Source organism: Nonomuraea sp. NPDC050328, from assembly GCF_044459405.1.
Taxonomy (GTDB): domain Bacteria; phylum Actinomycetota; class Actinomycetes; order Streptosporangiales; family Streptosporangiaceae; genus Nonomuraea.
Genome location: NZ_JBITIW010000013.1, coordinates 204,669 through 219,235, shown reverse-complemented (window position 1 = coordinate 219,235; position 14,567 = coordinate 204,669). Strand labels below are relative to the sequence as shown.

The window sequence follows — 14,567 nt, the reverse complement described above, 5'->3', positions numbered from 1 at the left end:
CTCGGGGAAGGAAACGGGTGGCTCTCGGAGCGGGGCCGGCGACCCTCAAGGGGTGGCGGGCGACCTCAAGGGGACGGCCGGCGACCCGCCGGCGACGGTGACTGATTCCCCCCAGAGGACGGAGGCTGGTGACCGCAGGACGACGGAGGCTGGTGACCGTACGAGGGCGGCCGGGGTTCCTGGGGGAGCGCCCAACGTCCGGCGGGTGGTGTTCGTGGTCGGCACCAGCGCGGGCGGCACCGGCACGCACGTCCGCATGCTGGCCGAGGGGCTGGTACGGCGTGGCATCCAGGTGGTGGTCGCGGGGCCGCGCAGCACCGAGGAGGCCTACGGGTACTCCCAGGTGGGCGCCCGTTTCGCCGAGGTCGCCATCTCCGACCGGCCCCACCCGGTCAACGACCTCCGGACCCTCGCGGCGCTGCGGCGGATCGTCCGGGAGGCGGACCTGGTCCACGCCCACGGCCTGCGTGCCGGTGCGTTGGCCGGGCTGGCCCGTCCCTCCGGGGTGCCGCTGGTGGTCACCCTCCACAACGCCCTCACTGCCGGGGGTGCGATCGGAGCCGTGTACGGGGTGCTGGAGCGGGTTGTGGCCCGCCGGGCGGACCTGGTGCTGGGCGTCTCGCCCGACCTGGAAGCGCGCATGACCGCCCTCGGCGCCCGCCGGGTCGCCGCCGCCGTCGTCCCGGCCCCCGCCCTCCGTCCCCCGACCCGCCCCCGCGCGGAGGTCCGAGCCGAACTCGAAGCCACCGCCGCGACCTCCCTGCCCCGCGCCACCGCAGTTCCCCGGCCAACCGAGGAGGCCGAACCGTCCGTCCACTCGGATCTCAGCCACTCGGATCTCAGCCACTCGGATCTCAGCCACTCGGATCTCAGCCACTCGGATCCCAGCCACTCGGATCCCAGCCACTCGGATCCCAGCCACCCGGATCCGAGCCACGCGCTGCCGGACAGCCGCGACCCCGCTGTCGGCCGGGCTCAGCCGAGCTCCACGGACAGGCGGGCTCAGACGGACAGCAGGGCTCAGCCGTACACCGCTGAGGGCGCCCCTGAACGTGTGGGTGACGAGGTGGCTGCCTGGCAGGGCGAAGGTGGGGCCGGTGGGCGGGCGGTGGTGCTCACTGTGGGACGGCTGGCGCAGCAGAAGGGGCTGGAACTGCTCCTCGACGTAGCCGCAGGCCCCTGGCCGCCAGGGGTCGAGCCGCTCTTCGTGGTCGCCGGGGAGGGGCCGTTGCGGGGCGTGCTGCAGGAGCGGATCGACCGGGAGAAGCTGCCCGTCTCGCTCATCGGTGCGCGCCAGGACATCCCCGACCTGCTGGCCGCGGCCGATGTGGTGCTCTGGGCCAGCCGGTGGGAGGGCCAGCCGCTCAGCCTGAGCGAGGCGCTGAAGGCGGGGCGTCCGGTGGTGGCCACCGAGGTGGGCGGGATCCCGGCGCTGATGGGCGGAGCGGGGCTGCTGGTGCCGTACGGCGACGCCCAGGCGATGCGCACCGCCGTACTCGAAGCTCTGAAGGACGGCGAGCGGCTGGCGGCGGCGGCCGCGGCACGCGGCCGCGAGCTGCCCGACGACGCCGCAGCAGTGGCCGCGGCGCTGCAGGCGTACGGCGAGGTGACCTGACCCAGGCGGCGCGGCACGCTTACGGCGAGGTGACCTGACCCCGGCGGCGCGGCACGCGTGCGGCGAGGTGGCCTGACCCCGGCGGCGCGGCACGCGTGCGGCGAGGTGGCCTGACCCCGGCAGCGCGGCACGCGTGCGGCGAGGTGGCCTGATCCCGGCGTCGCTGCGGCGGTGCTCCAGGTGTCCGGCGAGTGAGCTGGTCAGGGCGCCGGAGGTGTGGGTGGGCCGCGCCGGGTCGTCCGGGTGAGCCGCTCACTGCCGGCCCGCCACCCACGGGCCCTTCCACGGTCGGCGGACCCCCTCCGAAAGGCGCGACAGGGCGGTGCCCGAGCTGGTGGCCAACTTTGTGTGCAGAGGAATCGGCGGACGAATGTTCGGTCGGCACGCAAGTGGCCGCTGAGGGCGCCGAGGCCGGTGTGGCCAGGCTGGGGCGGGGCGGAGGTGAGGTGGGCTCGGGAAAAGGGGCGTCTAGAGGAGGTGCGGCGCACCGAACGGGCGGGTGTCCGGAAGCGGTCGCCGGGGCTGGGAAGAGAGGGGGGCGGCCAGGCGTTCCTCTATACTGCTTGGGTTAGGGAGGGGAGTATCCCTTCGCGGCAGCCTCGTCATCACGGTCAAGCCCGGCGACACCGGGCCCCCGGGGCTGCCGGTCCGCGCCTGTTTCGCTGGCGGGAGAGACCTCCGGCTGTCTGTCATGCGCGCCGGAAGGTTGTTGAACGTGGTCGTACCTATGTGGGCATGGATCGCCGTCATCGCGGGATTGCTGGTGGTCATCGCCGTCGACTTGTGGATCGTCGACCGGGGTGAGGCCAGAGAGTTCTCCATGAAGCAGGCGAGCTTCTGGGTCTCCTTCTACGTCGTCCTCGCGATCGCCTTCGGCATCCTCCTCTGGGTGACGGAGGGCAGCGCCAAAGCGGGTGAGTTCTTCGCCGGGTACATCACCGAATACTCCCTGAGCGTCGACAACCTGTTCATCTTCTTCATCATCATGAGCAGGTTCGCCGTCCCCCGCGCCTACCAGCACAAGGTGCTGCTGGTCGGCATCATGCTGGCGCTGGTGATGCGCGGCATCTTCATCGCGCTCGGCGCCGCCGCGCTGACCCGCTTCAGCTGGCTGTTCTACGTCTTCGGCGCCTTCCTCCTCTACACCGCCTACAACATCGTGCGCGGGCACATGAAGGGCGAGGAGGAGGAGTTCAAGGAGAACGCGCTGCTGCGCTGGGTGCGCCGGGCCTTCCCCACCACGAACAGCTACGTCGGCACCAAGATCACCGTCAAGATCGACGGCAAGCGCATGGTCACCCCGATGCTCATCGTGATGGTCGCGATCGGCACCACCGACCTGCTGTTCGCGCTCGACTCCATCCCGGCCATCTTCGGGCTGACGAAGGACCCGTTCATCGTCTTCACCGCCAACGCGTTCGCCCTGATGGGACTGCGTCAGCTCTACTTCCTGCTGGGCGGGCTGCTGGAGCGGCTGGTCTACATCAGCTACGGTCTCGCGTTCATCCTCGCCTTCATCGGGGTTAAGCTGGTCATGGAGGCGCTGCACGCCAGCCACGTCTCCTGGGCGCCGGAGATCCCGATCTCGGTGTCGCTGTCGGTCATCGGCGCCACGATGGTCATCACCACTGTCGCCAGTCTGCTCAAGGCCAGAAGCGATCTGCGTAAGGGCAAGGAAAGCCCCGCGAAGCAGATCTAGCGCAACGGCTTCCGAGGCGCTTTGCTTATCTGGTCCTGCCGTGTCACAGGTAACATCACGGCAAAGCGCCAGTCCGTTGTCACCACCAAAGGTTGTCCGTGTCAGTCGATTCTGCCAAGACCAGCCGCGTCCGCCTCGCGCGCGGCGTCACTCCGTGGTTCCTCCCGACGGTCGCCGCGGCGACCGCGACTGCGCTGCTCACGCGCCGTGACCGGCGTTGGGCGCTGGCGGCGGTGCCGCTGACCGCGCTGACCGGAGGCATGCTCTGGTTCTTCCGCGACCCGGAGCGCGAGCCGGGCGAGGGGCGGGTGCTCTCGCCCGCTGACGGCGTCGTGCAGAGCATCGACCCGTGGCCGGACGGCCGCACCCGCGTCGCCATCTTCATGAGCCCGCTGAACGTGCACGTCAACCGGGCTCCCCTTGCGGGCACGGTCACTTCCGTGGAGCATGTGGCGGGTGGGTTCCTGCCGGCGTTCAACAAGGACAGTGACCAGAACGAGCGCGTGGTGTGGCATTTCGAGACCGCCCTCGGCGACATCGAGATGGTGCAGATCGCGGGCGCGGTGGCGCGCAGGATCGTGCCCTACCTGACGGCAGGCGCCAAGGTGGCCAGGGCCGACCGGATCGGGCTGATCAGGTTCGGCTCGCGCGTCGACATCTACCTTCCCGAAGGCATCTCCCCGGCGGTCTCCGTCGGAGAGAAGACGGTTGCGGGGGTGACCAGAATTGACCGCGGCTGACGCAGGAAGCTGGCAAGAGGCCGAAGAAGAGCAGCGCGGACCGGTCGGCAAGGCCTTCCGGCTGTCGGCGGCCGACTCGCTCTCGCTGGGCAACGCCCTGTGCGGGTTCCTGTCGGTGTGCGTGCTCGCCACAGCGGTGATCCAGTCGCTGTCGAGCGGAGGCAAGCTGGAGGTCCAGCCGCGCTTCTTCGCGACCGCGGTGGTCCTGCTGCTCATCGGCGCCACCTGTGACCTGTTCGACGGCCTGGTCGCGCGGCGCTTCCGCGCCTCGGCCATGGGCGCCGAACTCGACAACCTGGCCGACGTCATCAGCTTCGGCTTCGCGCCGGCCTTCATGATCGTCATCTGGGGCAGCGCGCGGCCGGACAAGGTCGCCCTCTGGGCGGTCCTGCTGACCGCCGGCGCCGTCCTGCTCGCGGGCGTCGTACGGCTCGCCCGCTTCGCCTGCGTCAAGACCAAGAGCGGCGACTTCATGGGCCTGCCCATCCCGATGGGCGCCATGACGGTCATCTCGCTGGTCATGCTCTTCACCACGCCCAGCTACCTGGTGCTGGCGGCGCTGCTCGGGGTGGCCTGGCTGATGGTCAGCCGGATCGAGTACCCCAAGCCGAAGGGTCAGCTTCTGGCCGTGGTGCTGGGGTGGATCCTGGTGAACGTCGCCTTCCTCACCTTCTGGGTGGCCTTCCCTGAGGGCGGCGACCTGCCGATCAAGGTGGGTGGAGCGATGCAGATCGCGCTGGTGGCGGTGATTCCGCTGCGGATGCTGTTCTACAAGCGGGAGAAGAAGCGGGAGAACGTCGGGGTCTGACGTCGCTCGCCTGATTGCGGTTGCTCGCCTGATTGCTTCGCCGATGGCCGGGGACATTTCCCCGGCCATCGGCTTTTATGGACTCATGCGTGAGCACACCCGGACGTATTTTCTGGGGCGGTTGGCTGATGAGGTGCGGGCGCGGGGGCTGGAAGCCACGTTGCGGGCCGATCCGCCGGCGTTGCGGGTCAGTGACCCTGAGGTGGCCGTGTTGAGTGAGACGGTGGATTGTGTGGCCCTGTCGGATGGGTGGTTCTATCGGTGGTCTTGGGGGGAGGTTCTGGGGCTGGCTGATGATCCGGTGGGGGCGGCTGGACGGATCGTGCGGTTGTTTCGGTGAGGACTGGGTGGGGGCGCCGTAAGGGGTTGGCCGGCGTGCAGGGGCATTTCCCGGTGCGGGGGTGCTCGCCGCATTGGTTCAAGGGGCCCGGGGTTCGGGGAGGTCTGCGGGGCTGGGTGGTGGTTCACACCCAGCCCTTCTTCATGAGCGGTTACCAGCCGCGGGACTGCCATTCGGGGAGATTGGGGCGTTCGGTGCCGAGGGTGGAGTCCTTGCCGTGGCCGGGGTAGAACCAGGTGTCGTCGGGGAGGCGGTCGAAGAGGCGCTCGACGACGTCGGTGTAGAGCTGGGTGAAGCGGTCCGGGTCCTTGTTGGTGTTGCCGACGCCGCCGGGGAAGAGCGAGTCGCCGGTGAACAGGTGCCCGTCGTGGTGCAGGGCGATCGAGCCGGGGGTGTGGCCGCGCAGGTGGATCACCTCCAGGACGACCTCGCCGACCTTGACGGTGTCGCCGTGCTCGACCAGCACGTCGGGCTGGACGGGCAGGACGGGCGCGTCGAGGGGGTGGGCGACGGTGCGCGCGCCGGTCACCTTGGCCACCTGCTCCAGCGCCTGCCAGTGGTCGCCGTGCTGGTGGGTGGTGACGATGGTGGCCAGCGGCTGGTCGCCGAGGAGGGCCAGCAGCCGGTCGGCCTCGTTGGCGGCGTCGATCAGCAACTGCTCGCCGCTCGCCGTACAGCGGAGCAGGTAGGCGTTGTTCTCCCAGGGGCCGACCGCCAGCTTGGAGATCGTCAGCCCGGGCAGCTCACGGACGTCGGCGGGGCCGCCGACCTGGACGTCACCGGTGTAAGTCATGGGATCTCCTTCACGGGTAGTGCCGGGGCGGTACGGCAGGCAGTCCGGCCGGGCTCGTGTTGGGCCAGGGCGGGGCCGCGGGCGGCTCGCCGGGTCCCTCGGCCGGCACGGTCTCGCCGGGTCCCTGCTCGGCCACCACGGTAACGCCTTCGCCCCCGGATCGGCCGATGAGCCAGGCCAGGATGGCGTGGCGCCGCCCCTGGACGACCGGCCCCTCGCCCAGCCCCGTCCAGGCCGCCGGGGCCGCGCCGTCGAGGAAGCGCACGCCGCTGATGGTGCTCTCCGCGACCGGCCACACCGCCCGGATGTCGTGCAGTTCCCGCGTCAGGAAGACCTCCGGCCAGTCCGCCGGGCCGTACCCGAAGTCCAGGTCCACATGGTGCACGTACACCTCGCGCAGCCGGCGCACCACGACGTACCAGGCGGGATGCGAAGGCTCGGCGACCGGGCGGGACCACGCCTCGGCGGGCAGGGCGGCGATCTCCCCGGCCAGCCGGGCGGCACTGTCGCGCAGGTCGGGCAGTTGCCGCTCCGCCTGCCGTACCGCGCCCGCCTCGATGTCGGCGTTGCGCGCCGCCACCGACGGGTACTGCGGCGTGCGGACGCCGGTACGGGCCCAGGTCAGCAGCCGGACCAGGCTGTCGGCGTTGCGCGACAGATGGGTCACCACGTGGCCGCGCGTCCAGCCGGGCAGCGGCGAGGCGGCCGCCAGGTCGGCGTCGGTGAGCCGGGCCGCGGTGTCCAGCAGCCGCCCGGTCGCCGTCGCCAGCTCGGCGGCGAAGTCGTCGATGAGGGTCATGCGCCGATCCTGCCGCATCCCGGCCTCGGGCATAAAAGCCCAGCTCGCGGGGTTGTGAAACGGAAGGGCGGCCGTCGTCGCCGGGAAGGCCGTAACCTGGAGGGGCGGCTGTTTTCCGGTGTCCCCGAGCCCGCGCCGGCCGGCGCCGCCGAAAATTGTCGGACCCCCCACCTATGCTCCCCGTGGACCTATCCACTCTCTAGTTGATCCGGGATCGCCGTGGCAGACCGCTTGATCGTGCGTGGTGCACGAGAGCACAACCTCAAAGACGTCTCGCTTGACCTTCCGCGAGACTCTCTGATCGTTTTCACCGGCCTGTCCGGCTCGGGCAAGTCGAGCCTGGCCTTCGACACGATCTTCGCCGAGGGTCAGCGGCGCTACGTGGAGTCGTTGTCCTCCTACGCCCGCCAGTTCCTGGGCCAGATGGACAAGCCGGACGTCGACTTCATCGAGGGCCTGTCGCCCGCGGTCTCGATCGACCAGAAGTCCACCAGCCGCAACCCCCGCTCGACCGTCGGCACCATCACCGAGGTCTACGACTACCTGCGGCTGCTGTGGGCGCGCATCGGCAAGCCGCACTGCCCGGTCTGTCACCGGCCGATCGCGCGGCAGACGCCGCAGCAGATCGTCGACCGGGTGATGGAGCTGCCCGAGGGCACCCGCTTCCAGGTGCTCGCGCCGGTCATCCGCGAGCGCAAGGGCGAGTACGGCGAGCTCTTCCGCGAGCTGCAGACCAAGGGCTTCGCCCGGGCGCGCGTCGACGGCGTGGTGGTGCGGCTGGAGGAGCCGCCCACGCTGAAGAAGTACGAGAAGCACACCATCGAGGTGATCGTCGACCGGCTCTCGGTCAAGGCGGCCTCGCAGCGGCGGCTCAACGACTCGGTCGAGACCGCGCTGCAGCTGTCCGGCGGCACCATCACGCTGGAGTTCGTCGACCTGCCCGAAGACGACCCGGGCCGCGAGCGCTTCTACTCCGAGCACCTCTACTGCCCCTACGACGACCTGTCGTTCGAGGAGCTGGAGCCGCGCTCGTTCTCCTTCAACTCGCCCTTCGGCGCCTGCCCGGAGTGCACCGGTCTCGGCACCAAGATGGAGGTCGACCCCGACCTCGTCGTGCCCGACCCGGAGAAGACGCTCGGCGACGGCGCGCTGCACCCGTGGGCCGGCGGCCACACCAGCGAGTACTTCGGCCGGCTGATCGAGGCGCTCGGCCTGACCATGGGCTTCAACCTCGACACCCCGTGGGAGAAGCTGCCGAAGAAGGCCCAGAAGTCGCTGCTGTACGGGCACGACGAGCAGGTCCACGTCCGCTACTCCAACCGGTACGGCAGGCAGCGCAGCTACTACACGACCTACGAGGGCGTCATCGCCTGGGTCCAGCGCCGTCACGCCGAGGCCGAGAGCGACGCCTCGCGCGAGCGCTTCGAGGGCTACATGCGCGAGGTGCCGTGCCCGGCCTGCCAGGGCAAGCGCCTCAAGCCGGTCTCGCTCGCGGTCACCGTCGACGGCAAGTCCATCGCCGACGTCTCCGGCATGTCGATCGGCGAGTGCGCCACCTTCCTGGCCGAGCTGCGGCTGTCCGACCGTGACATGCAGATCGCCGAGCGGGTGGTCAAGGAGATCAACGCCCGCATGGGCTTCCTGCTCGACGTCGGCCTCGACTACCTGACCATGGACCGCGCGGCCGGCACCCTCGCCGGCGGCGAGGCGCAGCGCATCCGGCTGGCCACGCAGATCGGCTCCGGCCTGGTCGGCGTGCTGTACGTGCTGGACGAGCCCTCCATCGGGCTGCACCAGCGCGACAACATGCGGCTGCTCGACACCCTCATCCGGCTGCGCGACATGGGCAACACGCTCATCGTCGTCGAGCACGACGAGGACACCATCGGCGCGGCCGACTGGGTCGTGGACATCGGCCCGGGCGCCGGCGAGCACGGCGGCCAGGTCGTCGTCTCCGGCACGGTCCAGGACCTGCTGTCCAGCGAGGAGTCGCTGACCGGCCAGTACCTCTCGGGCCGGCGCGAGATCGCGGTGCCGCAGATCCGGCGGCCGCGCAACAAGAAGCGGCAGATCACCGTCAAGGGCGCGCGCGAGCACAACCTCAAGGGCGTCGACGTCGACTTCCCGCTGGGCGTGTTCACCGCCGTCACCGGCGTGTCCGGGTCGGGCAAGTCCACCCTGGTCAACGACATCCTCTACAACGCGCTGGCCAAGGAGCTCAACGGCGCCCGCACGGTGCCCGGCCGGCACTCGCGGGTGACCGGCATCGACCAGGTCGACAAGGTGGTGCACGTCGACCAGTCGCCGATCGGGCGCACCCCGCGGTCCAACCCGGCGACCTACACCGGCGTCTTCGACCACGTCCGCAAGCTGTTCGCGGCCACCACCGAGGCGAAGGTCCGCGGCTACCAGCCCGGGCGCTTCAGCTTCAACGTCAAGGGCGGGCGCTGCGAGGCGTGCTCCGGCGACGGCACCATCAAGATCGAGATGAACTTCCTGCCGGACGTCTACGTCCCCTGCGAGGTCTGCCATGGCGCCCGGTACAACCGGGAGACCCTGGAGGTCCACTACAAGGGCAAGACCATCTCCGAGGTGCTGGACATGCCGATCGAGGAGGCGCTGCACTTCTTCGACGCCATCCCGGCGATCAAGCGCCACCTGCAGACGCTCAACGACGTGGGCCTGGGCTACGTACGGCTCGGCCAGCCGGCCACCACGCTGTCCGGCGGCGAGGCACAGCGCGTCAAGCTCGCCTCCGAGCTCCAGCGGCGGCAGACCGGCCGGACCATCTACGTGCTCGACGAGCCGACCACCGGCCTGCACTTCGAGGACATCCGGCGCCTGCTCGGCGTGCTCGGGCGGCTGGTCGACGGCGGCAACACGGTGATCGTCATCGAGCACAACCTCGACGTGATCAAGACGGCCGACTGGCTGATCGACATGGGCCCCGAGGGCGGCTCCCGCGGCGGCACGGTCCTGGCGACCGGCACGCCGGAGGAGGTCGCGCTGGTCGAGGAGTCCCACACCGGGCGGTTCCTGCGCAAGATCCTCTCGGTCTAGCGGCGGATCGGGCGTGGCCCGGCACGGGGTGATCCCGCGCCGGGGCCACGCCTTTCGCATGCCCGCCCGCCGGGGTCCTGGTTGGGGGACCGGCAGGGGGGCTCACTACAGTTGAAAGCACGGCAAAGCTCCTGCCTGGAACAGGCAACGGGGACTGTGGAGGGGACATGGCAGAGAGCGGTTCCGGCGTGCCCGGAGTCGGGCGGCGCGAGGTGCTGGGAGCAGCCGGCGTCGCGGCCTGCGGGCTGGCGCTCGCCGGGTGCGGCGGGGACGCGCGGGCGACCGGACCGGCGCCGGGCATCAAGGGCAAGGTGATCGCCAAGACGGCCGACGTGCCGGTGGGCGGCGGTATGGTCATCCAGAAGTGGAAGATCGTGATCACCCAGCCGTCGGCGGGGGTCTACAAGGCGTTCAGCGCGGCCTGCCCGCACAAGGGCTGCGCGGTGGGCCGGCCCAAGGACGGCAAGATGACCTGCCCGTGCCACGGCAGCGAGTTCGACGCCACGACCGGCGCCTGCCTGAAGGGGCCCGCCGACGCGCCCCTGGCCACGTTCCCGCTCAAGGTCGAGGGCGACGGCCTCGTCATCATCTAGGTCCGCCGCCGAGCCGGTATTTTTCCCTGTTCGCTGCGATCCGGGTGCTGCACGCTGAACCGGCGTGACGGCGCGAGCCGTACCCGAAGATGACGGCGAACCTGGGAGGACCGGATCATGGCTGACAAGACGCGCCGCGCGGTGGTGCTGGGAGCGAGCGGAGCAGGGCTGGCGGCGGTGCTCACCGCCTGCTCCGGGTACGGCCAGCAGGCCGATACCAGCGCCCAGGTCGAGGACGGCGGCGCCGGCGAGACCAAGGCGCCCAAGCCCCAGGGCAAGGGCGGCGGCTCCAAGGGCAAGGCGCTGGCCTCGGCGGGCGACATCCCCGAGGGCGGCGGCAAGATCTTCAAGGACGCCAAGGTCGTCGTGACGCAGCCGACGGCCGGTGAGTTCAAGTGTTTCAGCGCCGTGTGCACCCACCAGGGCTGCACGGTCGGCAGCGTGTCCGGCGGCACGATCAACTGCCCGTGCCACGGGAGCAAGTTCGACATCGCCGACGGCTCGGTCGCGAACGGGCCCGCGTCCGAGCCGCTGCCGGAAAAGAAGATCAAAGTTGAGGGAGACACCATCACGCTTTCATGAATCTCTCATCGCTGTGCGGTTGGCTGACCGCATGCGAGAGGAACTACACACACGCAGGGCCCTGATCGCGGGCGTGGGCGCGGGCGGACTGGCGGTCACGCTCGCCGCGTGCGGAGCCGACGGCGGGACGGGCGCGGCCCCGGCCTCGTCCGCGCCGGCCTCCGCCCCGGAGTCGGCCGCCGCCTCGACCCCTGCCTCGGCCCCTGCCTCGGCCCCGGCCTCGTCGCCGGCCGGCGGGGCCGATGCGCTGACCACGACCGCGGAGGTCCCGGTCGGCGGCGGCACGATCTTCAAGGACAAGAAGGTCGTCGTCACCCAGCCCACGGCGGGCGAGTTCAAGTGCTTCAGCGCCATGTGCACCCACCAGGGCTGCGCGGTCGGCAGCGTCACCGACGGCACGATCGTCTGCCCGTGCCACAACAGCAGGTTCAGCATCGCCGACGGCTCGGTGAAGGGCGGACCGGCCACCAAGCCGCTGCCCGAGCAGGCGATCAAGGTCGAGGGGGATACGATCTCGCTCGCCTGATTCCGTCGGTGGGGGCCGCTAGGCTTCAGGGCGTGGCAAGCACCTTGAGTTTCCGCCCCAAACCGGGCTCCATTCCCGACTCGCCGGGGGTCTACCGGTTCCGGGACGCGGGCTCGCGTGTGATCTACGTCGGCAAGGCCAAGAGCCTGCGCCAGCGGCTCAACTCCTACTTCGCCGACTTCGCGGCGCTCCACCCGCGCACGCAGACGATGCTCACCACCGCCGCCTCCGTGGACTGGACGGTGGTGGGCACCGAAGTCGAGGCGCTGCAGCTCGAATACTCCTGGATCAAGGAGTTCGACCCGCGCTTCAACGTGAAGTACCGCGACGACAAGTCCTACCCCTACCTCGCGGTCACGATGAGCGAGGAGTATCCGCGCGTCCAGGTCATGCGCGGCGCCCGGCGCAAGGGCAACCGCTACTTCGGCCCCTACTCCCACGCCTGGGCCATCCGCGAGACCGTCGACCTGCTGCTGCGCGTCTTCCCGGTGCGCACCTGCAGCTCCGGCGTCTTCAAGCGCGCGGGCCAGATCGGGCGGCCGTGCCTGCTGGGCTACATCGACAAGTGCTCGGCGCCGTGCGTCGGCCGCGTCTCCGAAGCCGAGCACCGCGAGCTGGCCGACGAGTTCTGCGACTTCATGGCGGGCAACACCGGCCGCTTCATCAAGCGGCTGGAGAAGCAGATGCGCGAGGCCGCCGCGGAGCAGGAGTACGAACGCGCCGCCCGGCTGCGCGACGACATCCAGGCGCTCCAGCGCGCGCTGGAGAAGCAGGCCGTGGTGCTGGCCGAAGCCACCGACGCCGATGTCATCGCGCTGGCCGAGGACCAGCTCGAAGCCGCCATCCAGGTCTTCTACGTGCGCGGCGGGCGCATCCGCGGGCAGCGGGGATGGGTGGTCGACAAGGTCGAGGAGACCACGCCCGGCGAGCTGGTCGAGCACTTCCTGCTGCAGATCTACGCCGAGGCCGAGATCCCGCGCGAGGTGCTCGTGCCCTCGCTGCCGCCCGACGTGGAGGCGGTCACCGAACTCCTGGCCGAGCAGCGCGGCAGCCGCGTCGAGGTGCGCGTGCCGCAACGCGGCGACAAGAAGTCGCTCATGGAGACCGTCGAGCGCAACGCCAAGGAGTCGCTCGCCCAGCACAAGGTGCGCCGGGCGAGCGACCTGACCACGCGCAGCGTCGCGCTCCAGGAGATCGCCGAGGCGCTCGAGCTCGACCAGGCGCCGCTGCGCATCGAGTGCTACGACGTCTCCCACCTGCAGGGCGAGAACGTCGTCGCCTCCATGGTCGTCTTCGAGGACGGGCTGGCGCGCAAGAGCGAGTACCGGCGCTTCGCGGTCCGGTCCAAGGAAGGCGACGTCGCCTCGATCTACGAGGTCATCCAGCGCCGCTTCAAGCGCTACCTGGAGGAACGCTCGGCGACCGGCGAGATCACCGCCGCCGACGACGAGGGGCCCAGCGGGCCGATCGATCCCGAGACCGGCCGGCCGCGCAAGTTCGCCTACCCGCCCAACCTGGTCGTCGTCGACGGCGCCCTCGCCCAGGCCACCGCCGCCCAGCGAGCGCTCGACGAGCTCGGCATCGACGACGTGGCCGTCTGCGGCCTGGCCAAACGGCTCGAGGAGGTCTGGCTGCCCGGCGAGGACCAGCCGGTCATCATGCCGCGCTCCAGCGAGGGCCTCTACTTGCTGCAGCGAGTCCGTGACGAAGCGCATCGCTTCGCCATCACATACCATCGTTCCAAGAGGGCCAAGAGTCTCAAGGAGAGCGCGCTCGACAGCGTTCCCGGGCTCGGCCCCGCCCGTAAGCAGGCACTGCTCAGGCATTTCGGGTCCGTGAAGCGCCTGCGTGACGCCAGCGTCAGCGAGATCTGCGAGGTCCAGGGCATCGGCCCCGCGATCGCCGAGGTGATCGTGTCGACTCTGAAGGGGGAGAGGCAGTGACCGAGCCCAGTCTTGGTCCGGTGACCGAATCCGCGTTCGTCATCGTCACCGGCATGTCCGGCGCGGGACGGAGCACGGCGGCCAAGGCCCTGGAGGACCTCGGCTGGTTCGTCATCGACAACCTCCCGCCCGGTCTGCTGTTCGCCATGGCCGAGGAGGCCGGGCGCGTCAAGCTCGCCGCGGACAAGGTGGCCGCCGTCGTCGACGTGCGCAGCCTCGCCTTCACCACCGACCTCAACGCCGCCATCGAGGAGCTCGAAGGGCGGGGCGTGCCGGTCCGCGTGGTCTTCCTGGAGGCCAGCGATGAGGAGCTGGTGCGCCGGTTCGAGAACGTCCGGCGGCCGCATCCCCTGCAGGGGGAGGGGCGGCTGGTCGACGGGATCGCCCGCGAGCGCGGCATCCTGCGTGAGGTCCGGGCCAACGCCGACCTCGTCATCGACACCTCCGCGCTCAACGTGCACGAGCTGCGCGGCAAGATCGTCGCCTACTTCGGCGGGGAGCAGAAGCCCGGGGTGCGGGTCAACGTGGTGTCCTTCGGGTTCAAGTACGGCCTGCCGGTCGACGCCGACCTGGTGGTCGACTGCCGGTTCCTGCCCAACCCGCACTGGGTGCCGGAGTTGCGGCCGATGAACGGGCTCGACTCGCCGGTGCGTGACTACGTGCTCAACCAGCGGGGGGCCAAGGAGTTCCTCGACGCCTACGAAGAGGTGCTGGGGGTGGTGGCCGCGGGGTATGCGCGGGAGGGCAAGAGCTACGCCACCCTCGCGGTCGGGTGTACCGGTGGCAAGCACCGGAGCGTCGCGATGGCCGAGCAGATCGCGGGGCGGCTTCGGGACCGGGGTATGGAGGTTCAGGTCGGGCACCGGGATGTGGGCCGCGAGTGACTCACGTACCGCATGCCGTGCCTGCCCCTGACCCCGTGGGCGAGCCGGCCGCCTCGCCGTACCTGTTGACCGGTGGTTTTGCCGGGGATCTGGGTGGTTCGGGGGACCGGCTGCCAGGTGGTCGGGACCGGACAGGATCATCACCCGCCGCACGGCTTCTCCCCGCATCAGAAACCCCCGCCCCC

General features: G+C 70.4%; 13 protein-coding genes. 11 read left to right on the top strand and 2 right to left on the bottom strand.

Translation table 11 applies throughout. The features are described 5' to 3' along the window. The first annotated feature begins 205 nt into the window (after positions 1 to 205). The 5 genes from ACIBG7_RS37615 to ACIBG7_RS37595 all read left to right on the top strand — a co-directional run bounded on the left by ACIBG7_RS37615 (position 206) and on the right by ACIBG7_RS37595 (position 5,202). Complete coding sequence (locus ACIBG7_RS37615; protein ID WP_397339326.1) at positions 206 to 1,615, top strand: glycosyltransferase; 1,410 nt, start codon at positions 206 to 208, stop codon at positions 1,613 to 1,615. Positions 1,616 to 2,342: 727 nt separating this feature from the next. Beyond that, on the top strand, positions 2,343 to 3,314 hold the full coding sequence (locus ACIBG7_RS37610; RefSeq protein ID WP_397339325.1) for a TerC family protein: 972 nt from the start codon (positions 2,343 to 2,345) through the stop codon (positions 3,312 to 3,314). Between the two features lie 98 nt (positions 3,315 to 3,412). Then, positions 3,413 to 4,054, top strand: a complete 642-nt coding sequence (locus ACIBG7_RS37605) for a phosphatidylserine decarboxylase (protein ID WP_357931331.1) — start codon at positions 3,413 to 3,415, stop codon at positions 4,052 to 4,054. After that, positions 4,041 to 4,862, top strand: coding sequence for a CDP-alcohol phosphatidyltransferase family protein (locus ACIBG7_RS37600; RefSeq protein ID WP_357931334.1), 822 nt, complete (start codon positions 4,041 to 4,043; stop codon positions 4,860 to 4,862). The genes ACIBG7_RS37605 and ACIBG7_RS37600 overlap by 14 nt, the downstream gene beginning before the upstream one ends. 85 nt (positions 4,863 to 4,947) lie before the next feature. Next, on the top strand, positions 4,948 to 5,202 hold the full coding sequence (locus tag ACIBG7_RS37595) for a hypothetical protein (RefSeq protein WP_397339324.1): 255 nt from the start codon (positions 4,948 to 4,950) through the stop codon (positions 5,200 to 5,202). A 151-nt stretch (positions 5,203 to 5,353) separates the two neighbouring features. Here ACIBG7_RS37595 and ACIBG7_RS37590 read toward each other — a convergent pair whose 3' ends face one another. Continuing rightward, positions 5,354 to 5,995 (bottom strand): MBL fold metallo-hydrolase, encoded by a 642-nt coding sequence (locus tag ACIBG7_RS37590; protein ID WP_357931336.1) that lies wholly within the window; start codon positions 5,993 to 5,995, stop codon positions 5,354 to 5,356. Between the two features lie 10 nt (positions 5,996 to 6,005). Further along, positions 6,006 to 6,794 carry a maleylpyruvate isomerase family mycothiol-dependent enzyme gene (locus ACIBG7_RS37585; protein ID WP_397339322.1) on the bottom strand — a complete coding sequence of 263 codons (789 nt, stop codon included), beginning with the start codon at positions 6,792 to 6,794 and terminating at the stop codon, positions 6,006 to 6,008. 219 nt (positions 6,795 to 7,013) lie between these two features. On the opposite strand from ACIBG7_RS37585, the gene uvrA reads away from it, so the two are divergent. The 6 genes from uvrA (at position 7,014) to rapZ (ending at position 14,382) form a co-directional block, all read left to right on the top strand. After that, on the top strand, positions 7,014 to 9,854 hold the full coding sequence (uvrA, locus tag ACIBG7_RS37580; RefSeq protein WP_357931340.1) for an excinuclease ABC subunit UvrA: 2,841 nt from the start codon (positions 7,014 to 7,016) through the stop codon (positions 9,852 to 9,854). A 167-nt stretch (positions 9,855 to 10,021) separates the two neighbouring features. Beyond that, a complete protein-coding gene (locus ACIBG7_RS37575; RefSeq protein WP_357931343.1) occupies positions 10,022 to 10,447 on the top strand; it encodes a Rieske (2Fe-2S) protein in 426 nt (141 codons plus the stop codon). A 117-nt stretch (positions 10,448 to 10,564) separates the two neighbouring features. After that, the gene (locus ACIBG7_RS37570; RefSeq protein ID WP_397339320.1) at positions 10,565 to 11,029 is read left to right on the top strand and encodes a Rieske (2Fe-2S) protein; all 465 of its coding nucleotides are present in this window, start codon (positions 10,565 to 10,567) and stop codon (positions 11,027 to 11,029) included. A 31-nt stretch (positions 11,030 to 11,060) separates the two neighbouring features. Continuing rightward, positions 11,061 to 11,555, top strand: coding sequence for a Rieske (2Fe-2S) protein (locus ACIBG7_RS37565; RefSeq protein ID WP_397339319.1), 495 nt, complete (start codon positions 11,061 to 11,063; stop codon positions 11,553 to 11,555). Between the two features lie 32 nt (positions 11,556 to 11,587). Beyond that, positions 11,588 to 13,498 (top strand): excinuclease ABC subunit UvrC, encoded by a 1,911-nt coding sequence (gene uvrC / locus ACIBG7_RS37560; RefSeq protein ID WP_357931350.1) that lies wholly within the window; start codon positions 11,588 to 11,590, stop codon positions 13,496 to 13,498. A 20-nt stretch (positions 13,499 to 13,518) separates the two neighbouring features. Further along, complete coding sequence (gene rapZ / locus ACIBG7_RS37555) at positions 13,519 to 14,382, top strand: RNase adapter RapZ (RefSeq protein WP_357931353.1); 864 nt, start codon at positions 13,519 to 13,521, stop codon at positions 14,380 to 14,382. Positions 14,383 to 14,567: the final 185 nt, after the last annotated feature.

Coding starts and splice junctions, on each gene's coding strand:
- ACIBG7_RS37610 (WP_397339325.1), top strand. CDS start 2,343: ATGTGGGCATGGATCGCCGTCATCGCGGGATTGCTGGTGGTCATCGCC.
- ACIBG7_RS37575 (WP_357931343.1), top strand. CDS start 10,022: ATGGCAGAGAGCGGTTCCGGCGTGCCCGGAGTCGGGCGGCGCGAGGTG.
- ACIBG7_RS37585 (WP_397339322.1), bottom strand. CDS start 6,794: ATGACCCTCATCGACGACTTCGCCGCCGAGCTGGCGACGGCGACCGGG.
- ACIBG7_RS37565 (WP_397339319.1), top strand. CDS start 11,061: ATGCGAGAGGAACTACACACACGCAGGGCCCTGATCGCGGGCGTGGGC.
- ACIBG7_RS37570 (WP_397339320.1), top strand. CDS start 10,565: ATGGCTGACAAGACGCGCCGCGCGGTGGTGCTGGGAGCGAGCGGAGCA.
- ACIBG7_RS37590 (WP_357931336.1), bottom strand. CDS start 5,995: ATGACTTACACCGGTGACGTCCAGGTCGGCGGCCCCGCCGACGTCCGT.
- ACIBG7_RS37595 (WP_397339324.1), top strand. CDS start 4,948: ATGCGTGAGCACACCCGGACGTATTTTCTGGGGCGGTTGGCTGATGAG.